This is a genomic window from Pseudomonas fluorescens (genome assembly GCF_001307275.1).
Lineage (GTDB): Bacteria > Pseudomonadota > Gammaproteobacteria > Pseudomonadales > Pseudomonadaceae > Aquipseudomonas > Aquipseudomonas fluorescens_AA.
This window is the reverse complement of record NZ_CP012831.1, coordinates 6,278,552-6,303,787: the sequence shown is the minus strand read 5'-3', so window position 1 is coordinate 6,303,787 and position 25,236 is coordinate 6,278,552. Positions and strand designations below refer to the sequence as shown.

Annotated in this window: 17 protein-coding genes; 10 read left to right on the top strand and 7 right to left on the bottom strand. The window is 61.9% G+C overall.

Annotated elements, in window-relative coordinates; translation table 11 throughout:
- Positions 1 to 178: 178 nt before the first annotated feature.
- From AO356_RS27640 to AO356_RS27620, 5 genes are all read right to left on the bottom strand, one after another.
- Positions 179 to 1,237 (bottom strand): tetratricopeptide repeat protein, encoded by a 1,059-nt coding sequence (locus AO356_RS27640; protein WP_060742519.1) that lies wholly within the window; start codon positions 1,235 to 1,237, stop codon positions 179 to 181.
- A 567-nt stretch (positions 1,238 to 1,804) separates the two neighbouring features.
- The gene (locus tag AO356_RS27635; RefSeq protein WP_060742518.1) at positions 1,805 to 3,226 is read right to left on the bottom strand and encodes an efflux transporter outer membrane subunit; all 1,422 of its coding nucleotides are present in this window, start codon (positions 3,224 to 3,226) and stop codon (positions 1,805 to 1,807) included.
- Entirely contained in the window at positions 3,223 to 6,402 is a 3,180-nt protein-coding gene (locus AO356_RS27630) for an efflux RND transporter permease subunit (protein WP_060742517.1), read from the bottom strand. Before AO356_RS27630 ends, AO356_RS27635 begins: the two co-directional genes overlap by 4 nt.
- Before the next feature lie 15 nt (positions 6,403 to 6,417).
- Entirely contained in the window at positions 6,418 to 7,671 is a 1,254-nt protein-coding gene (mexE, locus tag AO356_RS27625; protein WP_060742516.1) for a multidrug efflux RND transporter periplasmic adaptor subunit MexE, read from the bottom strand.
- A 145-nt stretch (positions 7,672 to 7,816) separates the two neighbouring features.
- Complete coding sequence (locus AO356_RS27620; RefSeq protein WP_060742515.1) at positions 7,817 to 8,581, bottom strand: substrate-binding periplasmic protein; 765 nt, start codon at positions 8,579 to 8,581, stop codon at positions 7,817 to 7,819.
- A 371-nt stretch (positions 8,582 to 8,952) separates the two neighbouring features.
- Here AO356_RS27620 and AO356_RS27615 point away from each other — a divergent pair, with 371 nt between their 5' ends.
- From AO356_RS27615 to AO356_RS27600, 4 genes are all read left to right on the top strand, one after another.
- Positions 8,953 to 9,378: a VOC family protein gene (locus AO356_RS27615; protein ID WP_060742514.1), complete on the top strand. Its 426-nt coding sequence runs from the start codon at positions 8,953 to 8,955 to the stop codon at positions 9,376 to 9,378.
- Between the two features lie 128 nt (positions 9,379 to 9,506).
- On the top strand, positions 9,507 to 10,127 hold the full coding sequence (locus AO356_RS27610) for a TetR/AcrR family transcriptional regulator (protein ID WP_060742513.1): 621 nt from the start codon (positions 9,507 to 9,509) through the stop codon (positions 10,125 to 10,127).
- 201 nt (positions 10,128 to 10,328) lie between these two features.
- Positions 10,329 to 11,108 carry a thioesterase family protein gene (locus AO356_RS27605; protein WP_060742512.1) on the top strand — a complete coding sequence of 260 codons (780 nt, stop codon included), beginning with the start codon at positions 10,329 to 10,331 and terminating at the stop codon, positions 11,106 to 11,108.
- Between the two features lie 52 nt (positions 11,109 to 11,160).
- Positions 11,161 to 12,432, top strand: a complete 1,272-nt coding sequence (locus AO356_RS27600; RefSeq protein WP_060742511.1) for an OmpP1/FadL family transporter — start codon at positions 11,161 to 11,163, stop codon at positions 12,430 to 12,432.
- A 56-nt stretch (positions 12,433 to 12,488) separates the two neighbouring features.
- Here the strand turns inward: AO356_RS27600 and AO356_RS27595 are convergent, their stop codons facing one another.
- Both AO356_RS27595 and AO356_RS27590 read right to left on the bottom strand, forming a co-directional pair.
- Entirely contained in the window at positions 12,489 to 13,274 is a 786-nt protein-coding gene (locus AO356_RS27595; RefSeq protein WP_060742510.1) for an SDR family NAD(P)-dependent oxidoreductase, read from the bottom strand.
- A 135-nt stretch (positions 13,275 to 13,409) separates the two neighbouring features.
- Complete coding sequence (locus AO356_RS27590) at positions 13,410 to 14,873, bottom strand: efflux transporter outer membrane subunit (RefSeq protein ID WP_060742509.1); 1,464 nt, start codon at positions 14,871 to 14,873, stop codon at positions 13,410 to 13,412.
- Positions 14,874 to 15,092: 219 nt separating this feature from the next.
- Between AO356_RS27590 and AO356_RS27585 the strand changes: the two genes are divergently transcribed.
- The 6 genes from AO356_RS27585 (at position 15,093) to AO356_RS27560 (ending at position 25,211) form a co-directional block, all read left to right on the top strand.
- Positions 15,093 to 16,202 carry an efflux RND transporter periplasmic adaptor subunit gene (locus AO356_RS27585; protein WP_060742508.1) on the top strand — a complete coding sequence of 370 codons (1,110 nt, stop codon included), beginning with the start codon at positions 15,093 to 15,095 and terminating at the stop codon, positions 16,200 to 16,202.
- A complete protein-coding gene (locus AO356_RS27580) occupies positions 16,199 to 19,279 on the top strand; it encodes an efflux RND transporter permease subunit (protein WP_060742507.1) in 3,081 nt (1,026 codons plus the stop codon). The genes AO356_RS27585 and AO356_RS27580 overlap by 4 nt, the downstream gene beginning before the upstream one ends.
- Before the next feature lie 53 nt (positions 19,280 to 19,332).
- Positions 19,333 to 20,625: a beta-ketoacyl-ACP synthase II gene (gene fabF / locus AO356_RS27575; RefSeq protein ID WP_060742506.1), complete on the top strand. Its 1,293-nt coding sequence runs from the start codon at positions 19,333 to 19,335 to the stop codon at positions 20,623 to 20,625.
- Between the two features lie 231 nt (positions 20,626 to 20,856).
- Positions 20,857 to 22,572: a type I secretion system permease/ATPase gene (locus AO356_RS27570; RefSeq protein WP_060742505.1), complete on the top strand. Its 1,716-nt coding sequence runs from the start codon at positions 20,857 to 20,859 to the stop codon at positions 22,570 to 22,572.
- Between the two features lie 19 nt (positions 22,573 to 22,591).
- Positions 22,592 to 23,902, top strand: coding sequence for an HlyD family type I secretion periplasmic adaptor subunit (locus tag AO356_RS27565; RefSeq protein WP_237140778.1), 1,311 nt, complete (start codon positions 22,592 to 22,594; stop codon positions 23,900 to 23,902).
- A 1-nt stretch (position 23,903) separates the two neighbouring features.
- On the top strand, positions 23,904 to 25,211 hold the full coding sequence (locus tag AO356_RS27560; RefSeq protein ID WP_060742503.1) for a TolC family protein: 1,308 nt from the start codon (positions 23,904 to 23,906) through the stop codon (positions 25,209 to 25,211).
- Positions 25,212 to 25,236: the final 25 nt, after the last annotated feature.

The window sequence follows — 25,236 nt, the reverse complement described above, 5'->3', positions numbered from 1 at the left end:
AGGGAAGTGGGCAGCAGGCGGGGTAACGCCTGAAATCGACTGCCTGAACACTTGACCTTTGGCGGTGATGGCGGTTCCGCTTACATCGATAAAACGCGGTGTACTGCACAAACTTTGTAGGTGTTGTCGAGCGAAGCGAGGCTGAAGGCAATTGAGTGATCGCAGCCTTCGGCAGCTCCTACAGGCCCTGTTGCAGCGCCGGGTCATCGGGGTTCAACTGTTCCAATTGCGCCAACAGGATCTGCACATTCTGCAACTGACCGGTTTCCTTCCAATAGTTGATCAGCAACACCCGGGCCTTGCGGTCGGCGGGGTAGCGCTGGACGATTTCCTGCAACTGCTTCTGCGCGGCTTCCACTTCCTGTTCGGCATGCAAGGTGGTCGCCAGGTCATAGCGGTAATGCCGGTTCTCGGGTTCCAGTTCCACGGCTTTTGCCAGACCGAGCACCGCATACTCGCTCTGGCCGTGTTGCAGCAGCCACATGCCCAGCGCATGTTGCAGATAAGCCGACGGTGGCTGGGTTTGCAACTGTCGGGCGAGCAATTGTCGTGCGGCTTCGCCCTGGCCTTGTTTGTCCAGCACTTCGATCTGCATGACCAGCGCCGGGAGATTGTCCGGTTGCAGGCGCAAGGCCTGCTCAAGGGCCAATTGGGCTTTCTTCAATTCGGCGTTGTGCAGGTGCAGCCGGGCGAGCTGGTAGTGGGCGTCCGCGGTTTTCGGACCGTCCTCGAGCACCTGCTCCCAGGTATCGATGGCGATCTGCATTGCGCCGAAATACAAGCCGAGGTCATCCGGCGAGAGGCCCAGCAGGGCATTCACGGCGGCGAACCGGACATTGGGGTCGTCATCATCCAGCAGTGGGCCGAGCAACAGGCTGCGCTGGCCCGTCGGCACCAGCCCGACGATGCTGCCGATGGCGGCCCGACGCACGTCCGGTGATTCGCTGTGCAGGTCCGCGTCCGCCAGTTTCAGGGCTTGCGGGCTGGGGTAGTTGGGCAGTTCGGCGTGCAGCCACACACGGCGCTTGGGTGAGAGGTCTGGACGCCCCAATTGCTGGTAAAGCATGCGCGCCGCCCCCGGCTGCCCGTTGCGGGCGCTTTCCAAGGCTTCACTGTAACCACGCTTGATCGCTTCGGGGATTTGCGGCGTGGTGCTGCGTAGCCACACCGCGACAAGACCGATCAACAACAGGGCACAGAGACTGAGGAGCAGATAGCGGCGGCGAGGCGAGGGCATGCAGGGAATCCATTACCAGAAGCGTGAAATGTCGCAAGCTTCGGTCAGGTGGCGGCTTGAGTCAAACCTTGTCACAGCGGTAGCGGACCTGTGGGAGCGAGCTTGCTCGCGATGGCGTCGGATCAGCGATATCGATATTGACTGACCCACCCCCATCGCGAGCAAGCTCGGCTCCCACACTGGAATGGAGGGGAGACACAAACCCTGTACCCACCCGAGCCCCCTGCGGGAGCGAGCTCGCTCGCGATGGCGTCGGATCAGCGATATCGATATTGACTGACCCACCCCCATCGCGAGCAAGCTCGGCTCCCACACTGGAATGGAGGGGAGACACAAACCCTGTACCCACCCGAGCCCCCTGTGGGAGCGAGCTCGCTCGCGATGGCGGTTGAGCCGCCGACATCACCGCCAACTGACCCACCGCTATCGCGAGCAAGCTCGCTCCCACAATGGGATCTTTCAGGTGGGTGTGGGCGATAGGCAAAAAAAGCCCCGCGTCCAAATGAACGCGGGGCAAAGAATTGGTTGGTTGCGGCCAACCAAAGGAGCTCGGTTGAGCAGGGCGGGTCAGTTGCTGGCAACGGTTTCCGGTTGCCACCCGCCACCCAGGGCCTTGTAGATCGCGACGATGCCGCGGTACAAGTCCACTTCGGCCTGGGCCTGGGTGTCTTCGGCGGCCAGGCGTTCACGTTGGGCATCGAGCAGCACGAGGAAGTCCACGGTGCCTTCGCGGTAGCGAATCTCGGCCAGGTCGGCGGCGGCGCGGCTCGATTCACTTTGGCGGATCAGCGAAATCAGCCGTTGCTGGCGCTTGCCGTAGTCACTGAAGGCGTTTTCCGATTCTTCCAGGGCCAGCAGCACTTGCTGTTCGTAAGTCGCCAGGGCGCCGTCCGCCTCGGCGTCGGCACCGCGCAAGCGCGCCCGCACGCTGCCCAGGTCGAAAGCGGCCCAGGTAATGCTCGGGCCCAGCGCCCAGGCATTGGCGGCCGAGGAACCGATCTGCGAACCGCGTCCAGCCGTGAAGCCGAGGAAACCGCTCAGGCTGACCCGCGGGAACAGATCGGCCTTGGCCACGCCGATGCGTGCCGTGGCGGCGGCCAGTTGGCGCTCGGCACTGAGAATGTCCGGGCGTCGTTGCAGCAGTTCACCCGGATCGCCGATGGGCAGGGCCTTGGCGATGGCCGGCAATTGTTTCGGGCTCAGGTCCACGCTGAGTTTGTCCGGGCGCTCGCCCAGCAACGTGGCGATGCGATTGCGTTGGCGTACCTGTTCGGCCTGCAGTTGCGGCACGCTGGCTTCTACAGACGCCAGGCGGGCATCGGCACGCACCACATCGAGCTGATCGCCGACGCCGGCATCACGCAGGCTTTCGGTGATCTTGCGCGAATCCTGCTGGTTCTTCAGGTTCGCCAAGGCGATCTTTTCCCGCAGTTGCGCGCCGCGCAATTGACCGTAGGCGTCCACCAGTTCGGCGATCATCGTCACCTGCAACTGATAGAGGTCGGCTTCGACCGCCTGCTGATCGGCATCGGTGGCTTCCAGGTTGCGCCGGATGCGTCCGAACAGGTCCAGCTCCCAGGCCATGTCCAGGCCCAGGTCGTAACGCTCGGTGTTGACCCGGTCGGTGGTCTGCCCGGGAATCTGGCCTTTGCCCAGGTCGCTGCTGGCCCGGCTGGTGATGGTTGGCATCACGTCATTGCTGGCGTCATCGCGAATCGCCCGGGCGGCACGCAAGCGGGCGAAGGCCACGCGCAACTCGCGGTTGCCATCCAGGGAGCGGGTCACCAACGCGTTGAGGGTCGGGTCGTCGAACTGCTGCCACCAGACGCCTTCGAAGCGGGCACGGTCGAAATTTTTCTGGCCGGCGGCACCGTCGGTGGCGGTGGTGATGTTCGCCGCCTCCGTGTGTGGTGCCTTGTAGTCCGGACCCACGGCGCAGGCGCTCAGCGCCAGGGCCAGCAAGCTCGGAACGAACGCTTTCAAACTCATTGTTGCGCCTCCAGTTTCAAAGCCCGGGCCGCCTTGCGGGCCTCGCTGCGCTCGACGAAGTTGCGGATCAGTACATAGAACACGGGGGTGAGCAGCAGACCGAAGAAGGTCACGCCGAGCATCCCGGAGAACACCGCCACACCCATGGCATGACGCATTTCCGCACCTGCGCCGCTGGAGAACACCAGGGGCACCACGCCCATGATGAAGGCGAAGGAGGTCATCAGGATCGGCCGCAGACGCAGGCGGCATGCTTCGAGGACCGCCGCCAGCGGGTTCATGCCTTCGAGCTGTTTATCCTTGGCGAACTCGACGATCAGAATCGCGTTCTTGCAGGCAAGTCCCACCAGTACGATCAAGCCGATCTGGGTAAAGATGTTGTTGTCGCCACCGGAGAGAATCACCCCGGTAATCGCCGACAGCAGGGTCATCGGTACGATCAGGATCACCGCCAATGGCAGGCTCCAGCTTTCGTACTGTGCCGCGAGCACCAGGAACGCCAGCAGTACGCAGAGCGGGAACACGAACAGTGCGGTGTTGCCCGAGAGGATCTGCTGGTACGTCAGGTCGGTCCACTCGTACGTCATGCCGTTGGGCAGTTCGTCCTTGAGCAGTTTCTCGATGGCCTTTTCAGCCTGGCCGGAACTGTAGCCCGGGGCAGCGGCACCGTTGATTTCAGCGGTGATGAAGCCGTTGTAGTGCATCACACGGTCTGGCCCCGAGGTGTCGCTGACCTTGATGAAGGTCGCCAGCGGGATCATCTCGCCACGGTTGTTGCGCACCTTGAGCTGGCCGATCTGGTCCGATTCGAGACGGAACTGCTGCTCGGCCTGGACGTTGACCTGGTAGGTGCGACCGAAGCGGTTGAAGTCGTTGGCATACAACGAACCCAGGTAGATCTGCAGGGTGTCGAAGATGTCGCTGACGGCCACGCCATGGGTCTTGGCTTTTTCACGGTCGATGGCGGCATCGACCTGGGGCACGTTCACGGTGTAGCTGGTGAACAACCCGGCCAGTTCCGGCACGCTGCGGCTCTTGGTGATGATGTTCATGGTTTCTTTGTACAGCTCGTCGTAGCCCAGGTTGCCCCGGTCTTCGATTTGCAGGCGGAAACCACCGATGGTACCCAGGCCCTGTACTGGCGGCGGTGGGAAGATCGCCATGTAGGCTTCCTGGATCTCCGAGTACTTGCCGTTCAAGGCACCGGCGATGGCGCCGGCCGACATGCTCGGGTCCTTGCGCTCGTCGAAGGGCTTGAGGGTCACGAACACGATGCCGGCGTTCGGGCTGTTGGTGAAACCGTTGATCGACAGGCCGGGGAAGGCCACGGCGCTTTCAACGCCTGGCTGCTTGAGGGCCAGGTCGGACATGCGCTTGATCACGTCTTCGGTGCGGTCCAGGCTCGAGGCGTCCGGCAGTTGGGCGAAGGCCACCAGGTATTGCTTGTCCTGGCCGGGCACGAAGCCGGTCGGGGTGGTGGAGAAGCCGAAGAACGTCAGCACCATCAGGCCGGCGTAGAGCACCAGGGCGATGCCGCTGCTGCGGATCACCCGAGCGACGGTGCCCACGTAGCCATGGCTGGCACGCTCGAAGAAGCGGTTGAACGGACGGAACAGCCAGCCACCGAACACCTTGTCCAGGAATTTGGAGAAACGGTCCTTGGGCGCGTCATGGCCCTTGAGCAGTACCGCGGCCAAGGCCGGCGACAGGGTCAGGGAGTTGATCGCCGAGATGACCGTGGAGATGGCAATGGTCAGGGCGAACTGTTTATAGAACTGACCGGTCAGGCCACTGATGAACGCCGCCGGAACGAAGACCGCGCACAGCACCAGGGCGGTGGCGATGATCGGGCCGGTCACTTCGCCCATGGCGCGCTTGGTCGCCTCCACGGGGGTGAGTCCCAGCTCGATGTTTCGCTCGACGTTCTCCACCACCACGATGGCGTCGTCCACCACGATACCGATCGCCAGGACCAGGCCGAACAGCGACAGGGCGTTCAACGAGAAGCCGAACAGGTGCATCACCGCGAACGTACCGATCAGCGAAACCGGCACCGCCACCAGGGGAATGATCGAGGCGCGCCAGGTCTGCAGGAACAGGATCACCACCAGCACCACGAGAATCAGGGCTTCGAACAGGGTGTGGACCACCGCTTCGATGGAACCCCGGACGAAGATCGTCGGGTCATAGACGATGCTGTAGTCCATCCCGGCCGGGAAGCCTTTCTTCAGCTCTTCCATCTTCTCGCGAACGTCGTTGGAGATCTGGATGGCGTTGGAGCCCGGACGCTGGAAGATCGGGATCGCCACGGCCGGCTGGTTGTCCAGCAACGAGCGCAGGGCGTATTGGCTGGAACCCAACTCGACCCGGGCGATGTCCTTCAGGCGCGTGATCTCGCCGTTGGCGCCGGAACGAATGATGATGTTCTCGAACTCTTCCTCATTCACCAGGCGACCCTGGGTATTGATCGACAACTGGAAGGATTGGGCATTGGGCGATGGCGGCGCCCCCAGGGCACCGGCCGCCACCTGGCGGTTCTGTTCACGGATCGCGGTGACCACGTCGGTGGCGGTCAGGTTGCGCGAGGCGGTCTTGTTCGGATCCAGCCAGACCCGCAGGGAGTAGTCACCCATGCCGAACAGTTGCACATCACCTACGCCGCCCAGGCGCGCCAGCTCATCCTTGATGTTGAGCAGGGCGTAGTTGGACAGGTAGAGCATGTCGTAGCGTTTGTCCGGCGAGGTCAAGTGCACGACCATGGTCAGGTCGGGCGATGCCTTGTCCACCGTGATACCGATCCGGGTCACTTCTTCCGGCAGTTTGGGCTCGGTCCGGGTGACGCGGTTCTGCACCTGCACCTGGGCGTTGTCCAGGTCGGTGCCCAGGGCGAAGGTGATGGTCAAGGTGATCTTGCCGTCAGCGGTGGACTGCGAGGACATGTACAGCATGTTCTCGACGCCGGTGATGGCTTGTTCCAGGGGCGCGGCCACGGTTTCGCCGATGACCTTGGGGTTGGCGCCGGGGAAGTTGGCGCGTACGACCACGGTCGGCGGCACGACTTCCGGGTATTCGCTGATCGGTAGCTGGAACAGCGAGATGGCGCCGGCGATCAGGATCAGCAGCGAAAGCACCGCTGCGAAGATCGGCCGCGAAATGAAGAACTGGGAAAATTTCATCTTGGATTCAGTCCCTTAACCGCGTGGGGTCGCAGCGGCCAGTTTGCCTGCCGAGCCTGACGCTGCCTTGGATGGCGCGACTTGGGGCAGGTTGCTGGCTTCGAGCGCTTTACGTTGTTGTGCCAGGGCTGCAATGGTTTCGTCGCTGGCCATCGGCACGGTTTCAGGCGTGACCGGTGCACCCGGACGAGCCCGTTGCAGCCCCTTGACGATGATGGTGTCGTCTTTGCTCAGGCCGCTGCGCACGATGCGCAGGCCTTCGATCTTCGGCCCCAACTCGACGGCGCGGTAGGCCGGCTTGTTGTCGGCGTCCATCACCAGCACGAATTTCTTGCCCAGGTCGGTGCCCACGGCTTCGTCGTTGATCAGCACGGCGGCGTAAGTGCCGCTGCCTACCAGCTTCAGGCGGGCGTACAGGCCTGGGGTGTAGGCGCCGTCCTTGTTGTCGAACACGGCGCGACCACGAATGGTGCCGGTCTGCGGGTTGACCTGGTTGTCGACGAAGTTCATCTGGCCCAGGTGCGGGTTGCCGTCCTCGTTGGACAGGCCCATGTAGACCGGCGTGGCCTGGCCGCGCTGGCCCTGGCGGGCGAGTTGGGTGTACTTGAGGAAAACACGCTCGTCGGCGTCGAAGTAGGCGTAGACCTTGTCGGTGGACACGACGCTGGTCAGCGGCGTGACGTCGGCGGTCACCAGGTTGCCGGCGGTGATGTCCGCCCGGCTGACGCGACCGCTGATGGGCGAGGTGACCCGGGTAAAGCTCAGGTTCAGTTTCGCCAGGTCCAACTGCGCCTGGATGGCGGCGGCGGCGGCACGGGCTTCCTGGGCGGCGCTGGTGCGCGAATCCGCCAACTCGGCGGAAATGGCGTTGCTCAAGCGCAGGCGCTCGCCACGCTGGGCTTCGTTCTCGCTGCGGGTCGCGGTGGCGCGGGCTTGAGCCAGTTGGGCTTCGAGACGACGGACTTCAGCCTGGAAGGGGCGTGGGTCGATCTGGAACAACAGGTCGCCTTTCTTGACCAGCGCGCCTTCGGTGAAGGCCACTTCGTCGATCTGCCCGGAAACCCGCGGGCGGATCTCGACGGTTTCTGGCGCCTCGAGGCGGCCGGTGAACTCATCCCATTCGTTGACGGGCTGCTCCAACACCTTGGCCACACTGACTTTGGCCGGCGGCATGGACGCTGCCGTGTCGGGAGTCTTGCCACAGGCGCTCATCACCAGCACCGCCAGCAGCGCGAGGGGAAAACGCAGTTTTGAAAGTGAATGTTCCATGGATAGCATCCGCCAATGTATTGAGAATGGGCGGATGATGCGTGGCGCAAGGCACAGGAACGAATCGAATGAAGCAAAGGTAACTATCATTCAGAATGATATAAGCCATCGATGAGGGCTCTAGTCCGGCTTCCCTCGCGACAGCCTACTGCGGCAAATAAAGGTCATGGACACGCTTGACGGTCCCATCCGCGCGAAGCGCTTCAACCGCGTCGCGCAAATGCTCGACCATTTCCGGTGAGCATTGCCTGGAGCAGGCCAGGTAAAGGTCGGCGTTGCTGCCAACCGAACTCATGAGCAGTTTGCGCTTGGACACCTTCGGCCAGATGTAACGACTCTCCGGCACCCCGTTGAACCAGGCATCGATGCGCCCCATCAACAGCATCTGGGCGGGATTGTCGCCGATGGCCAACGGATAGATTTGTTCATCGCTGAAGCCTTCGGTGCGCAGGATATCTTCCTGTGCGCTGCCCAGGCCGACGCCGATCTTGCGGTAGGTTTCTTTCGCTTGGGCGAAGCTGCTCACCCGCCGCTCGAGGCTGAAAAAGGCGCGCTCCATGGGCATGATCGAGGCGATCCAGGTGAAGCGATCCTCACGAGTGGGGATGCGCGACAGGGGGGTGATCAAGTGGTCATGTTCTTCGCTGACATGCTTTTGTGCCCGGGCCCAGGGAAGCACATGGACCTTTACGGTGTACCCGGCCCTGGTCATGGCCGCCACGGCGACATCGCCCACGATGCCGTGGCCCCTGGGGTCGTTGACGAAGGTCAGCGGTGGTGCGTCAGGAATGTGCAGTTCAATGACCGGAGGTTCAGCGCTCGCCTCATGGGTAGCCAGCAGTGGCAGTAACAGACAAAGCCGGTAAAGCGCTTTGGTTGAGGCGTTCAAAACGCGTGTGGTCGGGCTCATGGACGGATACTTCAGGCATTGAAAGTGGTGCGCCAATCCCGGCGTAAGGGCGGCCGGGAACAACGTCTACAGGCCAGCTTCTTTATAGGGGGCGGCGCATGATGCAGCGATTCAACAGGATTCGCCAGAACCGTTCCATCCCATCACGTCAGTGCCGCTGCCTTGGCCCGACTGTGCTTCTGAAGGTATAGATCATTTACTCGGCGCAAGCGGTTAATTTGGATGTGTACCTGCACGGCGGACCTCCGGTGCAAGATCCTGCCGCGAAAGTCCCGTCCGTTCCCGGCATCGGTTGGACACGGACTGTAGGGTTTTCTTGCTGCAAGCGCGGCGCTACGATGGCCCAACCTCACACGTTAAGAGGATTCTCGATGAGCCTTTCTCCGTTCCACCTGGCGATTCCGGTCTACGATCTTGCCGCCGCCCGTACTTTCTACGGTGAAGTGTTTGGCCTGGAAGAAGGCCGTTCCAGCAGCCAGTGGGTCGATTTCAATTTCTACGGGCACCAACTGGTGATTCATGAGCAACCCAAGACCGCTTCCCAGGAAAGCGCCCAGAGCAATCCGGTGGACGGGCACGATGTGCCGGTCCCGCACTTTGGCGTTGTTCTGGCTTGGGAGGCGTGGGAGGCACTGGCTGAACGACTGAGATCTTTCGGTACGGAGTTTGTGATTGAACCCTACGTCCGCTTCAAAGGGCAGGTTGGCGAGCAAGCCACGATGTTCCTGTTCGATCCGTGTGGCAATGCCCTTGAATTCAAGGCATTCAAGGATATGAGCCAGCTTTTTGCCAAATGATGCGGATAAATCGGGAGCCCTTGTGGCGAGGGAGCAAGGCGCGGGTAACTGACGGACGGTTGTTTTGTGACTATATTCATTGGTGGTCACAAGTTGTCATCCCTCGCAGGGATGCGTAAGCTGCTTCCATGAATCAGCCAACAGCACCTTCGCCCAGCACTCGCGGCCCAGCCGATCATGACATTCGCGACCAGATTGTCGCGGCGGCCAACGAGCATTTCAGTCAATACGGCTACGCCAAGACCACCGTGTCTGACCTGGCCAAGGCCATTGGCTTTTCCAAGGCCTACATCTACAAGTTCTTCGATTCCAAGCAGGCGATTGGCGAGGCCATCTGTTCCAGCTGTCTTGCGAAGATCGTTGCGGCCGTGGAGGAGGCCATCAGCGAGGAAGGACTCTCTTCGACCGAGCGCTTTCGTCGCCTGGTCAAGACCCTGATTACCACGGGAATCGACCTGTTCTTCAATGATCGCAAGCTCTACGACATTGCCGCATTCTCCGCGTCGGAGCGCTGGCCCAGCTCCCAGGTGTATGACGCACGGATCAAGCAGTTCGTGGTGCAGGTCGTACGGGAAGGGCGCGAAAGCGGTGAATTCGAACGCAAGACACCCTTGGATGAAACCGTTGAAGCGATACACCTGACCCTTCGGCCTTTCGTCAATCCTCTATTGCTGCAGTACAGCCTCGATCATGTCGAGGTGGCGCCGACGCTCACCGCCAACCTCATCCTGCGTAGCCTGATGCCCTGAGCCACGGCTGCGCCGAGCAGCCGTCCCGCTTCGAAAACGTCTTCCTTGCATTCGGGTTGTACCTGACCGAGTGGTCTTTTTTTGTCTGTTGAGTGACTATTGACACAAATGGTCACATGAATAAGTATGGCGTCGACCTCCAAGTGATTCCTCTTGCGAGGCTTCTGCGGGTTCACGTTCAGGCCGTCGGAGGACGTCTAAATGACCAGTTTTGCTCAGGTGCTGGCGCAGTTCGATCCGAGCGTACCGTTCGTTGCTCCGGCCAATTGGCAGCAGGGTCGCACGATCTTCGGAGGGCTTTCGGCGGCGCTGTCGTTGGAGGCGGTTCTGCGCGAACGTCCACAGGGCTTTCCTCCGTTCAAGTCTGCGCAGGTGTCATTCATAGGTCCGGTCACGCAAGCCCAGACATTCGATACAAGCGTGTTGCGCGAAGGGCGATCCGTGACTTCTGTGTCTGTCGACTGCAAGTCGGGCGATGAGCTGGCGTTGCGCACGACCTTGCTGTTCGCTCAACCACGAGCCAGCAGGATTACCCATGAGGCGTGGGGATGTCCGTTGGTGGAGGAGGCGTCGCGGTACACCACGCTGGCGCTGGACAGCACCATTGCGCCTGCCTGCGCCTTCAACTTCGAAATGCGTCCCGCAGGTGGGTCACTGCCGGTGTCCGGGGCTACAAATCCCGAGTTACTGATGTGGGTTCGTCACCTGGATGCCCAGGGAGTGGACCCAGCGGTGGCGTTGATCGCCCTCGCTGACAGTCTGCCGCCGGCCGCGATGACTTGCTTCACAGAGCCGGCAGCCATCAGCTCGGCTTCCTGGACAATCGATCTGCCGCAGCCCGCCGTGGCCGGCGAGTGGTTTCTCATCAGCGCCTTCAGCCAGCAGGCTTCGGAGGGCTACTCCTTGCAAGATATGGAAATCTGGGACGAAAGCGGTCGGCGAGTGCTTTGGGCGCGCCAGACCGTGGCGATTTTTACCTAATAGAAAAACAAACCGTTCCATCCCCCCAGCAATTGTTCCTAGAGTCCTAATAATGAAAAGAATCTTGCTCAAGACCCCCATGAGTCTCGCCGTTGCGCTTGCAACGTCCCAAGTATTTGCCAGCGGCTTTGCGCTGAACGAACAAAGCATCAGTGGGATGGGCTCGGGTTTTGCCGGGCGGTCCTCTTCCGCTGAAGATGCCAGTACTGTCTTCGGCAACCCGGCGGGCATGTCTCGCTTGAAAAAAGAGCAGGTCAGCCTGGGCGCTGCGACGCTGTTTACCCAGAGCGATATCAGCCAGACTCGCAGCACTTTCGGTGGCCGAGAGGACGGTGACATGGTGCCGACCACCACGGTGCCGATGGGTTACTACGTCAAGCCGGTGGATGAGCATTGGGCTGTCGGCGTTGGTTTTTATGTGCCATTTGGTTTGATCACCGATTACGGCAGCGACTTTGCCGGGCGTTATTACGGCAACAAAAGCGAAGTGACGACGCTGACCTTCCAGCCTACCGTCAGCTATGCCTTCAACGACAAGGTGTCGATCGGGTTTGGTCCGACCATCAACCGTATCAGCGGTGAGATCTCCGGGATGGTGCCCAATCCCCTCAGCCCCGGCAGTAACGATGGCAAGCTCAAGAGCAATGGCGACGATACGGCGCTCGGCTTCAACGCCGGCATCCTGGTGCAGGCAACGGACCAGACTCGCCTGGGGCTGACTTACCACTCCAAGGTCAGTTACCACCTGGACGCCAAGTCCAAGCTCACCGGCGGCATTTTCAGCGTGTTGGGGGTAAGTGGCCGCAGCTATGACGCGTCGTTGGACGTGGATACTCCGGAGTCCGTGGACATCTCGCTCACTCATCAGCTCAATGACGACTGGACGATGTACCTGGGAAGTACCTGGACGCGCTGGAGCCGCTTCAAGGAGTTGACCATCGAGAACTCCGGCCTGCCTGCGCTGCTGAGCGGCGCGTTGAGCACCGTCAGCGAAGAACAGAACTGGCATGACACCTGGGCCCATGCCATCGGTGCCGCGTATAAGCTCAACGATCAATGGGTCCTGCGCGCGGGCTTGTCGGTCGACCAGTCGCCCGCCAACAACACCAACCGTGGGCCTCGGATACCAACCGGCGACCGCACGGTACTCAGCTTCGGTGCCGGCTGGACGCCAGTGGAAGAGGTGACGATCGACGTGGCTTACTCTTACTTGCAGGAAGAGAGCGTGCGCATCAACGAAACCTCGTCGACCCGTGGCGCATACAGTTCCAAATACCGGAACAGTGCCAGCGGTTTTGGTACTTCAGTCAGCTATCGCTTCTAACGCAATAGGGCGTGTGCCGGGAGCCCTTGCAGCTCCCGGTCCTTCGCCGCATCGATTCATGCCCCCATGACATTCGCCATGAGACGCTGGTGAAATCGGCGGGGCGTGGCCCAGGTCAGCACCGTGAGCGCCTTGTTGCCGAAGCCGGGTACCACACTCATGCGCCCGGCTTGCAGGGCGCGGATGCCTGCGCGAACCACTGGCTCAGGTTGCATCATCACCATTTTCAGCGCTGGCGTGAGGGTCTGGTTGGCGCTCTGCGCAAATCCGGTATCCGACATGCCTGGGCACAGCGCGGTCACGACGACACCGTCGCCCTTGAGTTCCTGGTGCAGTGCTTCGGAGAAGCGCAGCACGTAGGCCTTGGCCGCTGAATAGACCGCGAAATTTTTCACGCCTTGATAGGAAAGCAAGCTGGCGACCTGCAAAATGTGGCCGCGGCGGCGGATGCGCATGTCCTGGGCAAAGAGGCGAGTCATGGTGGTCAGGCTGGCGATATCCAGATTGATCATGGCCAGGGATTGGTCAATGGCGTGGTCCAGGAACGGGCCCTGCAATCCATGGCCGGCGTTGTTGATGAGCACATCGACCGCAATACCTCGTTGAACCAGCCGCTTGTGCAGTTCGATGACTGCAGGAATCGAAGACAGGTCGACTTGTTCGTTGATCACCTCGGTGCCGAAACGCTCACGCAGTTCTTTTGACAGTGCTTCCAGTTTGTCCAGCCTGCGGGCTACCAGAACGAGGGATTTTCCCTGCGCTGCGTATTGCCGGGCGAACTCCTCGCCAAAGCCGCTTGAAGCGCCCGTGATGAGCACCCAGGAATTCTCGTTGCTTTTCATATGGCTGGACTCCGGTGGTAAAGATTGAAAAAGCTGTGTTTGCCTGATCGCGAGCAAGCTCGCTCCCACAGGGAGTGAGCGCTAACCCTGTGGGAGCGAGCTTGCTCGCGATGACGGCCTGGTGTTCATGTCGAGTCATCGGCTCGCGATAGGCTGTTGTGGCTGCGGCGCTTGCCAGCCGCCACCGAGCGCCCTGAATGCCGCGACCGCCGCCCGTGCCGATTCCGTCCGTGCTTGTGCCCGGGCATCGGATGCCTGGAGCAGCGTTTCGTCGGCGTTGAGGACATCGATCAGGCTGGCCGTGCCTTTCTGATAGGCGATAAAGGATGATCGACGTGCCTCGTTCAATGAGGCTTCGCCTGCGGTGAGCGTGGTGGCCTGGGCTTCTCGGTTGACCAAGGCGGAGAGCGCGTTCTCGACATCCTCGGTGGCGCGCAGCGCGGACTGGCGGTAAGCGGCGAGCGCCTCGGCTTCCTGTCCCTTGGCCTGGTCGATCTGGGCGTTGATCCGGCCAAAATCGAACAGCCTCCAGCGCAGTCCCAGCGCCCCCGACGCCTGGCTGGCGCCGCCGGAGAAAAGGTGCCCGGCAGAGACCGTAGTGGCGCTGCCGAGCAACGCGCTGAGGGAGAATTTTGGATAGTACTCGGCGACGGCTTCACCGATGCGGGCATTGGAGGCGGCGAGACGGCGCTCGGCGACAATGAGGTCCGGCCGGCGGCGCAGCAGATCAGCCGGTGTACCCATCTCGCTGATTTGTGGGGGCAGGGGGATGCTACCCGTCTCGGTCAGTTGCGGGCGGTGGGTGCCTGGCGGCGTGCCGAGCATGACATCCAGTGCATTCATGGCGGCATCCAGCCCGGTTTGCAGGACCGGTACCGTTGCCTGGACCTGGGCAAGCGCGCCTTCGGTCTGGCGGACCTGATAGCTGGCGGCGAGGCCTTTGCTGTAGAGCAGTTGGACTTTTTCCAGCAGGTCCTGCTGGGTCTTGACCTGGTGGTTCGCAATGCCCAGCCGCGCTTGCAAGCCGCGCAGGGTGATGTAGATGTCAGCGGTCTGCGCGGCGACGGCCAGCCTCGTGGCCGCGGCCCCGGCCTCGGAGGCCTGGTACTCGGCCAATGCAGCTTCGCGTCCACGTCGCAGGCCACCAAAGACATCCAGTTCCCAGCTCGCGCCCAGGTCCATCGAGTAGGTATTTCCATATCGATCATAGCCGGGGTTTGAATCGAGTACCTGGCCCAGCGGCGTCTCGACGGATTGATAGGCCCGTGCGGCCTGGCCGCTGATATTTCCCGACGGCAGCAAGGCGGCGTTCGCGGCGCCCAGACCCGCCCGTGCCTGGACAACGCGCGCTGACGCCTGGGCAAGGTCGAGGTTCTGCTCCAGCGCCCTGGTGATGAAATCGGTCAGCACCGGGTCGCCAAACCCCTCCCACCAGGTTGTGAGACGGGTCCGCGCTGTGCCGGTCCTTTGTTCGACAGAAGACTGGCCCAGGAAACGATCCGAAAGCGTGGCATCGGGACGCTGATAGTCGGGACCGACCGCGCAGCCGGTCATCAAGCTGGCGCTTACTAAAAAAGCAAGAGGGCGCAGGGGTGGCATTGACGTTTCCTTGGGGTCGACATTTGTGACCATATTATATGATGGTCACACCCTGTCAATTGGTGATGGAAGTGGGTCTTCGGACTTAAGGTGTAGTATTTGCGGGTTATCTATAAAAAATGGCTATTCAGAAATTGCCTGATGATATGTGACCATTGACAGTATTGGTCACGAGCGCAAGAATGAGTCCCCCAGTCCTCTGTTCAGTAAAGGGAACCTATGCTCCGGCTCCGACCTGTCACCCTTGCCGCTTGCTTGTTGCCTCTCGTCCTCACGGCGTGTGGTGACTCATCCACTGCCACCGATCCGCGCACGCTTGCTCCTCTGGTGAGGGTTGCGCAAGTACAGGGTTCCTCCGCCGGCGCGCGTTCCTTCACCGGCGTCGTGGCGGCCCGCGTCCAGAGCGACCTGGGCTTTCGTGTGTCAGGCAAGGTCCTGGAGCGGTTGGTGGATGCCGGTCAGACCGTCAAGAAGGGCCAGCCGCTGATGCGTCTGGACCCCATCGATCTGGGCTTGCAGGCGCGAGCCCAGCAGGAAGCTGTCACGGCCGCACGCGCCCGGGCCAAGCAGACCGCTGACGATGAAGCTCGATATCGCGAGCTGGTGGCCGCCGGGGCGATTTCGGCGTCGGGTTATGACCAGATCAAAGCCGCCGCCGATACCGCGAAGGCGCAGCTCAGCGCCGCCGAGGCGCAAGCCGATGTGGCCCGCAATGCGTCCGGCTATGCGGTGCTTCTCGCCGACGCCGATGGCGTGGTGATGGAAACGCTCGCCGAGCCGGGGCAGGTCGTCAGTCCGGGTCAACCGGTGGTCCGACTGGCGCGAGCCGGGCAGCGCGAAGCCGTCGTGCAACTGCCCGAGACCCTGCGGCCAGCCGTCGGGTCCAACGCCCAGGCGACGTTGTATGGCAATACCAGCGGGGCGGTCGCCGCCAGGCTCAGGTTGCTTTCCGATTCGGCTGACCGGGTGACCCGTACCTTTGAAGCACGTTATGTCCTGGAGGGCGCCCTGGCTAATGCACCGCTGGGCTCGACCGTCACACTGCGTATCGCCGAGGGCGCGGCCCAGGGGCAGGTGCTGCAGGTGCCGATTGCGGCGCTGTACGACCCCGGCAATGGCACTGGCGTGTGGGTCATCGACGGCGAGCCGGCAAAAGTGACTTGGCGTCCGGTCCAGGTCCTGGGCTTGAGCGACGATGCGGCGCGCGTTGCAGGCCATCTCGAGGTCGGTGAGCGCATTGTCGGCCTGGGTGCGCATCTGCTGCGTGAAGGCGAGCCCGTCCGGCTGCTTGCACAGGGCGATGCGAAGGTCGCGGGGACCCGCCAATGAGCTTCAATCTTTCGGCGCTCGCCGTGCGCGAGCGCGCCATCACGGTATTTCTGATTTTCCTGATCGCTGTCGCCGGGACCCTGGCGTTCTTCAAGCTGGGCCGTGCGGAGGATCCGCCGTTCACGGTCAAGCAACTGACCGTCATTACTGCATGGCCGGGCGCGACGGCGCAGGAGATGCAGGACCAGGTTGCCGAACCGCTGGAAAAACGCCTGCAGGAATTGAAATGGTACGACCGCTCGGAAACCTACACCCGACCTGGCCTGGCTTTCACCATGGTCTCGCTGCTCGACCGCACGCCGCCTTCACAGGTGCAGGAAGAGTTCTACCAGGCGCGCAAGAAGCTCGACGACGAAGCCACCAAGTTGCCGGCGGGTGTGATCGGCCCCCTGGTCAACGACGAGTACTCGGATGTGACGTTCGCGCTTTTCGCCCTCAAGGCCAAGGGCGAGCCGCAGCGCCTGCTGGTGCGTGATGCCGAGGTTCTGCGCCAGCGCCTGTTGCATGTGGCGGGGGTGAAGAAGGTCAACATCATCGGCGAACAGGCCGAGCGCATTTTCATTTCCTTCTCCCATGACCGGCTGGCGACCTTGGGGGTCTCTCCCCAGGACATCTTCGCCGCACTGAACAGCCAGAACGTACTGACGCCCGCCGGCTCCATCGAAACCAAGGGGCCGCAGGTTTTCCTGCGAGTGGAGGGTGCTTTCGATACCTTGGAGAAAATCCGCGACACGCCGCTGGCCATCCAGGGGCGCACGTTGAAACTCTCGGACGTGGCGACGGTTGAGCGTGGCTATGAAGACCCGGCCACCTTCCTGGTGCGCAACAACGGCGAAGAGGCGTTGTTGCTGGGCGTGATCATGCGCGAGGGTTGGAACGGCCTCGATCTGGGCAAGGCGCTCGATGCCGAGACGAGCAAGATCAATGAAGACATGCCGCTGGGCATGACGCTGACCAAGGTGACCGATCAGGCGGTGAACATCAACTCGGCGGTCGACGAATTCATGGTCAAGTTCTTCGTTGCCTTGCTGGTGGTGATGGTGGTCTGCTTCATCAGTATGGGCTGGCACGTCGGTATCGTGGTCGCGGCGGCAGTACCCTTGACCCTGGCCATCGTGTTTGTGGTGATGGCGGCCACCGGCAAGAACTTCGACCGGATCACTCTGGGCTCGCTGATTCTGGCCCTCGGGCTGCTGGTGGATGACGCCATCATCGCGATCGAAATGATGGTGGTGAAGATGGAGGAGGGCTACGACCGGATCAAGGCCTCCGCGTACGCCTGGAGCCACACGGCCGCACCGATGCTCTCCGGTACGCTGGTGACGGCGATCGGCTTCATGCCCAACGGCTTCGCCCAGTCCACCGCTGGCGAATACACCAGCAACATGTTCTGGATCGTCGGCATTGCCCTGATCGCCTCCTGGGTGGTCGCAGTAGCGTTCACTCCCTACCTGGGGGTGAAGATGTTGCCGGACATCAAGAAGGTCGAAGGCGGCCAGGCGGCCATCTACGACACCCCACGCTACAACCGCTTCCGGCGAATCCTGACGCGGGTGATCGCCCGCAAATGGCTGGTGGCCGGCACCGTCATCACACTGTTTGCGGTCGCCATCCTGGGCATGGGCCAGGTCAAGAAGCAGTTCTTCCCGACGTCGGACCGTCCCGAGGTCATGATCGAAGTACAAATGCCTTATGGCACCTCCATCGAGCAGACCAGCGCCGCCACCGCCAAGGTTGAGGCGTGGCTGCAGAAACAGGAGCAAGCCAAAATCGTCACGGCTTATATAGGGCAGGGCGCACCGCGCTTTTTCCTGGCAATCGCGCCGGAACTGCCTGACCCATCGTTCGCCAAGATCGTGGTGCTGACAGACAACCAGGAAGCACGGGAAACCCTCAAGTTCCGCCTGCGCGAAGCGGTCGCTGAAGGGCTGGCCCCGGAGGCCCGGGTCAGGGCGACGCAAATTGTCTTTGGTCCGTACTCACCCTTTCCCGTGGCCTACCGGGTGATGGGACCTGACCCGTCGAAACTGCGGGAGATCGCAAGCCGCGTCCAAGATGTCATGCAAGCCAACCCGATGATGAGGACCGTCAATACCGATTGGGGCCCACTGACGCCGACGCTGCATTTCAATCTGGATCAGGATCGCTTGCAGGCGGTTGGGCTGACGTCCAGTGCTGTCGCCGAGCAACTGCAATTCCTGCTGGCCGGGGTGCCGATCACGGCGGTTCGCGAGGATATTCGTTCGGTGCAGGTGGTGGGACGCGCTGCCGGGGATATCCGCCTCGACCCGGCGCGGATCGAGGGTTTTACCCTGGTGGGTGCGGCGGGGCAGCGTATTCCGTTGTCCCAGGTTGGCGAAGTGGACGTGCGCATGGAGGATCCGATCCTGCGTCGCCGTGACCGGACCCCGACCATTACCGTGCGCGGCGACATTGCCGAAGGCCTGCAACCGCCGGATGTGTCGAGTGTGATTATCAAGCAACTGCAACCGATCATCGATACGCTGCCCGGCGGCTACCGGATCGAGCAGGCAGGGGCCATCGAGGAGTCCGGCAAAGCCGGCCAGGCCATCGTGCCGCTGCTGCCAATCATGATCGCCCTGACGTTGCTGATCATCATCGTCCAGGTGCGCTCGATCTCGGCCATGATCATGGTGTTCTTCACTGCGCCGCTGGGGTTGATCGGCGTGGTGCCGACGCTGCTGATTTTCCATCAGCCATTTGGCATCAACGCCCTGGTGGGGCTGATCGCGCTGTCGGGCATCCTGATGCGCAATACGCTGATCCTGATCGGACAGATCCATCACAACGCAAAGGAGGGGCTGGACCCGTTCCACGCGGTCATCGAAGCCACGGTGCAGCGGGCTCGTCCGGTGCTGCTGACGGCGCTGGCGGCGATCCTGGCGTTTATCCCGCTGACCCATTCCGTTTTCTGGGGAACGCTGGCCTACACCCTGATTGGCGGTACTTTCGTCGGCACTATCATAACGCTGGTGTTCCTGCCGGCGATGTATGCCATCTGGTTCAAAATCCGTCCGGTCAATACCGTTCTAACTGAAACAGCAACCCTGGCATAAGCGATTAATCGCGTACCGCTCCAGTGAGCGTATAAAGAACTGAAGAGGTTTCCATGAGTACTGCAGCAGGTCAAACACGCATCGTAGTCACGGGCGTCGGCGTCGTCGGTCCGCTGGGTTGTGGCGTGGAGCAAGTCTGGCAGCGGCTGCTGGCTGGGCGTTCCGGCATCCGTAGCCTGCCCGAGGCGTTCACCGAGGGTACCGGTGTCGGGGTCGGCGGTCAGGTGCCGTCTCTGGAAGAGGATGCCGTTGCCGGTTATGACCCGGAACGCTTTATCGCGCCCAAGGATCGCAAGAAAATGGATCGCTTCATCGAGTTTGCGCTGGTGGCCGCCCATGAGGCCCTGGAGCAGGCGGGCTGGCATCCGACCGAAACCGTCGACCAGGAGCGGACCGCGACGATCATTTCATCGGGCGTGGGTGGGTTTGGCGCCATTGCCGATGCCGTACGCACAACCGACTCGCGAGGGCCGCGTCGGCTGTCACCGTTCTCTGCACCGGCGTTTCTCGCCAACATGGCGGCCGGCCACGTGTCCATCCGGCATGGCCTCAAAGGCCCGCTCGGTGCACCGGTAACCGCCTGTGCGGCCGGCGTCCAGGCCATCGGCGATGCAGCCCGGCTGATCCGGAGCGGGGAGGCGGACATTGCCGTTTGCGGCGGTACCGAGGCGGCGATCGATCGCGTGACCTTGGGTTGTTTCGCGGCGGCCAGGGCGCTCTCCACCGGTTTTGCCGACCGCCCGCAGGAAGCTTCGCGCCCCTTCGACCGTGATCGCGACGGCTTTGTCATGGCCGAAGGCGCGGGGTTGTTGGTGATCGAGTCGCTGGAGCACGCCTTGGCGCGTGGGGCCAAACCCCTGGCGGAGCTGGTCGGTTATGGCACCAGCGCCGATGCCTACCATCTGACGGCCGGCCCGGAAGACGGCAACGGCGCCCGCCGCGCAATGGAACAGGCGCTGCGCCAGGCCGCTGTCAGCCCAGCCGACGTGCAGCATATCAATGCCCACGCGACGTCTACCCAGGTCGGCGACAGCGGGGAACTGGCGGCGATTCGTTCGGTGTTCGGCACGGACTCCGGGGTGGCGATTACCTCGACTAAATCGGCTACCGGCCACCTGCTGGGCGCGGCCGGGGGCATTGAAGCCGTTTTCACGGTATTGGCGCTGCGTGACCAGATCGTGCCGCCGACCCTGAACCTGGTTCATCCTGACGAGGCCGCCGCTGGGCTTGATCTGGTTGGTTTGAAGGCCAGGAAGATGCCGATTACCCATGCGCTTTCCAATGGGTTCGGGTTCGGTGGAGTCAATGCCAGCGTGTTGTTTCGTCGCTGGGAGGCTGAGGCTTGAGTATTTGATCTTGTGTCGCCCGCCACGCAGGGCCATCCCGCGTGGCGTATCACCTGTCACATCAATTTCAATTTTTCCTTAAGAACCGCACAGGCGCGCCGATACAGCGCGGTAGATCCGATTGTGCGGGCGCTCCAGTGGTGTCTCGCCGAAAGATATTCCAGGCGTTCGTGCGCCTGTGCCCTTGTGATTTTTCAGGTTTGACCAGAATCGGACCTCAGGTGATGAACCATGTCAGCCCACGTCAGGACCGAACTGGAAGGCGCCCTTGCCGTCTGCAAAGGTAGTTTTCTTTCCGTTGGTTTTTTCAGTTTTTTCGTCAACTTGCTGATGCTGGTTCCTTCGTTCTACATGCTGCAGGTGTATGACCGCGCGGTAGGCAGCGCCAGTCTGTCGACGCTGTTGATGCTGACGTTGATCATGTTGCTGTTGATGATCACGATGGGTGGCTTGGAGTGGGTCCGTTCGCGGATTATGGTGCGGATCAGTACTCGACTGGACACGCTGCTGAGCCGGCGTCTGTTCGACGCCAGTTTCAAGCAGGCGCTCAATACCAGTGGCATGAATGCCACGGCCCAGCCTTTGAGCGACCTGAACGGTTTGCGCCAGTTCCTGACGGGCAACGGCCTGTTTGCATTTTTCGACGCGCCGTGGATCCCGATCTACCTGGCTGTCATGTTCATGTTTCATTCCTGGTACGGCTGGATGGGGATCGTGAGTGCCGTGTTACTGGGCGCGCTGGCCTTTGCCAACGAAAAGCTCACCCACTCGCCGCTGCAGGCTGCCAATCGTGAACAGATGGCGGCCACTGCGTTCACCAACAAAAGTTTGCGCAATGCCGAAGTGGTGGAATCCATGGGCATGCTTGCCAGCTTGCGCGAGCACTGGAGCGGGCGAACCCATAAGATTCTCGCCCTGCAAAGCCTGGCCAGCGACCGTGCCGCGACCATCACCTCGGTGTCCAGGACGTTCCGGCAGATTGTTCAGTCGCTGGTGTTGGGCCTGGGTGCCTATTTGACGATCAATCACGAGATTTCGTCGGGGCTGATGATTGCCGGCTCGATTTTGCTGGGGCGTGCGTTGGCGCCCATCGATCAGTTGATCGGCGTATGGAAAGGCTTCCTGGGTGCCCGCGCGCAATATGCCCGGCTGCACGAGTTGTTGCTCAAGATTGCCGCCGAGCCTGAACGCATGCCGTTGCCGGCACCCGAAGGAGCGATTCGCGTCGAGGGTCTTTCGGCGGGATCGCCGGACGCTCGCAAACCGATTATCCGCGGCGTGGATTTCCAGGTGGCCGCGGGCGAAGTGGTGGGCATCATTGGCCCCAGCGGTGCCGGGAAGTCGACCCTGGCCAGGGCGTTGTTGGGCGTCTGGCCAAGCCTGGTCGGCACTGTGCGCCTGGACGGGGCCGACATCAGCCAATGGCGTCGGGAGGAGTTGGGTCAGTACATCGGTTATCTGCCCCAGGACATCGAACTCTTCGAAGGCACGATCAGCCAGAACATCTCCCGCTTCGGCCCGGTGAACGCTCCTGCCGTGGTCGCCGCCGCGAGCATGGCGGGTGTGCATGAGTTGATTCTGCAACTGCCCGATGGCTACGACACCTTGATCGGAGCCAATGGCGGTGGGTTGTCCGGCGGCCAGCGACAACGTATCGGCCTGGCCCGCGCCTTGTACGGTGAGCCGCGCCTGGTGGTGCTCGATGAACCGAACTCCAACCTGGACGATGCCGGAGAAAAGATGCTCGCCGAGGCGCTGCAAAAGCTCAGGCAGAGCAGGGCCACGGTGTTTGTCATTACCCATCGATCCGGCGTGCTGGCGCAGGTGGACAAGCTGCTGGTGCTCAATCATGGCGAACTGAGTCTGTTCGGGCCGCGGGATCAGGTCCTGGCCCGCCTGCGAGATGTAACACCCACGACCCGGCAGGCTGCCGCGATTCAACCGTAGGAAACGGATGAGCCATTTCATGCAAAACAGTCAGCACTCATCCACCGCGTTGCCCATCGATGACAGGCCGATACGCCGCGTCGGCTACCTCATGCTGCTGGTCACCTTTGGCCTGTTCGGTGGCTGGGCGGCATTGGCCCCCCTCGACAGCTCGGCACTCGCGCCGGGCGTGGTCACGGTCAAAAGTTATCGCAAGACGGTGCAGCACCTGGAAGGTGGCATCGTGCGCGAACTGCGCGTGCACGACGGGGACCTGGTGAAAACCGGCGATGTGTTGCTGGTGCTCGACAACACCCAGGCGCGTTCGGAAATGGAAACGACGCGCAGCCAGTTGATCGCCGCGCTGCAGTTGCAAGCCCGGTTGGAGGCGGAACGTGACGCGCTGCCCGAGCCAGTGGCGGTGCCGGCCCTGGACCCCGCTGACCCGCGAGTGCAAGAGGCCCGGGACAGTGAGGCACGAATTTTCCAGACTCGACGGACCTCGTTGCTGGGTGAAATCGGTTTGCAAGAGAAGACCATCGGACAAATCGAGGAACAGATTCGCGGATTCAAGGCCATCATCGCCAGCAAGCAGATGCTGGCGGCCTCTTATCAAGACGAAATAGTCGATCTGCGGGCACTGCTTGCCGAAGGCTACGTGGACAAGCAGCGCCTGCGCGAACAGGAGCGCAGCCTCGCTCGCCTGCAAACCGAAATAGCCGAAAGCCAGTCCGAGATCGCGCAAGCGCGGGTCCATGTCGACGAGGCGAAGCTGAAGATCCTGCAATTGAAAAAGGCCTTCGCCAGCGAAGTCGCCGGCCTGCTGGGCGATGCGCGGACCAAGGTGTATGAGTTGCGCGAGCGACTGGCCACTTTGCAGGACCGCGATCAGCGTACCGATATCCTCGCGCCCGAGTCCGGAATGGTCATGGGCATGACCGTCCACACCCTCGGTGCCGTGGTCAGCCCGGGCACTGCGCTGCTGGACATCGTTCCGGCCAACGAGGAACTGATCGTCGAGGCGCAAGTGTCGCCGATGGACATCGACCGCATCGCGTTGGGCAAGTTGGCGGACATTCGCTTCAGCGCATTCAAGAGCAGCACCACGCCTGTCATCGAGGGACGGCTGGTGCAGATTTCCGCTGACCGTCTGATCAACAAGGACACAGGCACGGCTTATTACTTGGCACGCGTAGCCCTGACGGACAAAGGGCGCCAGACGCTGGGCAACCTTACCCTGGTGCCGGGAATGCCGGTCGAAGTGCTGGTCAATACGGGCGCGCGGACGCTGTTGCAATACTTGATGCAGCCTGCGAGCAATGTGTTCGCCCGTTCGTTGATCGAGGACTGAGATGAAGCGCCTGATCACCCTGTGCCTGGCACTCATGCCATTGGGCGTCCTCGCTGACGACACTTATGTCGACCTGTGGCAATTGCACCAGGAAGCGCAAGGGGCTGATCCGCGCGTCCTGCGGGCACAAGCCCTGACCCGAAGCGGCGAGGGCAAGGAGCGGGCGGCCTTCGGTCAATTGTTGCCGCAGCTCAACGCCAGTGGCAGCGTCAACCGCAGCCGTCGCGACGACGACCTGAACCGTATCCAGTACAACGGCAAGCGCATGGCCGTGGTGCTCAATCAGGTGATCTACGATCCACAGGTCTGGCGCAGTTACCAGAAGTACATCGAGTTGACCCGGCAGAGTGGCTACGAGTCGACCGATACCCAGGTGCAGGCCAGCATCGATCTGTCCGAGCGCTATTTCGCCGTGCTTGCCGCGGAAGACGAGCTGTCGCTGGTGCGCAGCGAACTGCAGGCGACGGAGCGTAACCTCAAGCGGGTCAAGGCTTTGTACGCGCGCCAGATGGCGATGGTGACCGACGCGCTGGATCTCGAGGCACGGGTGGATGCGCTCAAGGCTGACGAGATCGAAGCCAGCAACAAGGTCCTGGTCAGCCGTGAAGCGATTTCCGAACTGGTGGGGCGCGATGTCAGTGAGCGGTTCAAGCGCATCGGCGACAATCCCGCCTTCAGCCTGCCGGCGCAAGCGCAGGACTACTGGGTGCAGACGGCACTCGACAGCAACCCGGCGTTGCACGCCCGGGAGCACAGCGTCCTCGCCGCCGAGGCGGCCATCGCTGAAAACAAGGCAGGGCATCTTCCCCGGCTGGGCCTGAACTTGACGGCGCAGCGCAGTGATATCGGCTATGAAGGCGCCGTGACGCCTCGCTCGGACAACCTCGTGGCCTCCCTGGATTTGCAGATGCCGCTCTACAGCGGCGGTTCCACTCGTGCACGGGTATCGAGCTCCGAAAGTGACAAGGAAGTCGCCCAGCAAGAGCTGGAAGCCTTGCGTCGCCAGGTCATCAAGGAAACCCGCACGGCTTATCTCGGCATGAGCGCCGAACTCAGCCGGATCAAGGCAACACGGCGTGCGCTGGAGTCTGCCGAGAAGTCACGCATGGCCACGGAAAAAGCCTTTGGCTACGGCGTCAAGAATGCCGTCGATGTGCTGGATAGCATCAAGGAAGAGTTTCGTGCACGACGTGATTTCTATCAGTCCCAATACAAGTTCGTGACCAGTTTACTGGTATTGCATCGCTGGAGCGGTCGATTGGGAGATGGGGATATTCGCCGGGCGAATGAATGGCTGGTTACGCCATAGTTGGTGGATTTAAAGCTTGAAAAGT

Excerpts from the sequence above, each read along its gene's own strand:
- AO356_RS27640 (WP_060742519.1), bottom strand. The coding sequence starts at position 1,237 with ATGCCCTCGCCTCGCCGCCGCTATCTGCTCCTCAGTCTCTGTGCCCTG.
- AO356_RS27635 (WP_060742518.1), bottom strand. The coding sequence starts at position 3,226 with ATGAGTTTGAAAGCGTTCGTTCCGAGCTTGCTGGCCCTGGCGCTGAGC.
- AO356_RS27630 (WP_060742517.1), bottom strand. The coding sequence starts at position 6,402 with ATGAAATTTTCCCAGTTCTTCATTTCGCGGCCGATCTTCGCAGCGGTG.
- mexE (WP_060742516.1), bottom strand. The coding sequence starts at position 7,671 with ATGGAACATTCACTTTCAAAACTGCGTTTTCCCCTCGCGCTGCTGGCG.
- AO356_RS27620 (WP_060742515.1), bottom strand. The coding sequence starts at position 8,581 with ATGAGCCCGACCACACGCGTTTTGAACGCCTCAACCAAAGCGCTTTAC.
- AO356_RS27615 (WP_060742514.1), top strand. The coding sequence starts at position 8,953 with ATGAGCCTTTCTCCGTTCCACCTGGCGATTCCGGTCTACGATCTTGCC.
- AO356_RS27610 (WP_060742513.1), top strand. The coding sequence starts at position 9,507 with ATGAATCAGCCAACAGCACCTTCGCCCAGCACTCGCGGCCCAGCCGAT.
- AO356_RS27605 (WP_060742512.1), top strand. The coding sequence starts at position 10,329 with ATGACCAGTTTTGCTCAGGTGCTGGCGCAGTTCGATCCGAGCGTACCG.
- AO356_RS27600 (WP_060742511.1), top strand. The coding sequence starts at position 11,161 with ATGAAAAGAATCTTGCTCAAGACCCCCATGAGTCTCGCCGTTGCGCTT.
- AO356_RS27595 (WP_060742510.1), bottom strand. The coding sequence starts at position 13,274 with ATGAAAAGCAACGAGAATTCCTGGGTGCTCATCACGGGCGCTTCAAGC.
- AO356_RS27590 (WP_060742509.1), bottom strand. The coding sequence starts at position 14,873 with ATGCCACCCCTGCGCCCTCTTGCTTTTTTAGTAAGCGCCAGCTTGATG.
- AO356_RS27585 (WP_060742508.1), top strand. The coding sequence starts at position 15,093 with ATGCTCCGGCTCCGACCTGTCACCCTTGCCGCTTGCTTGTTGCCTCTC.
- AO356_RS27580 (WP_060742507.1), top strand. The coding sequence starts at position 16,199 with ATGAGCTTCAATCTTTCGGCGCTCGCCGTGCGCGAGCGCGCCATCACG.
- fabF (WP_060742506.1), top strand. The coding sequence starts at position 19,333 with ATGAGTACTGCAGCAGGTCAAACACGCATCGTAGTCACGGGCGTCGGC.
- AO356_RS27570 (WP_060742505.1), top strand. The coding sequence starts at position 20,857 with ATGTCAGCCCACGTCAGGACCGAACTGGAAGGCGCCCTTGCCGTCTGC.
- AO356_RS27565 (WP_237140778.1), top strand. The coding sequence starts at position 22,592 with ATGCAAAACAGTCAGCACTCATCCACCGCGTTGCCCATCGATGACAGG.
- AO356_RS27560 (WP_060742503.1), top strand. The coding sequence starts at position 23,904 with ATGAAGCGCCTGATCACCCTGTGCCTGGCACTCATGCCATTGGGCGTC.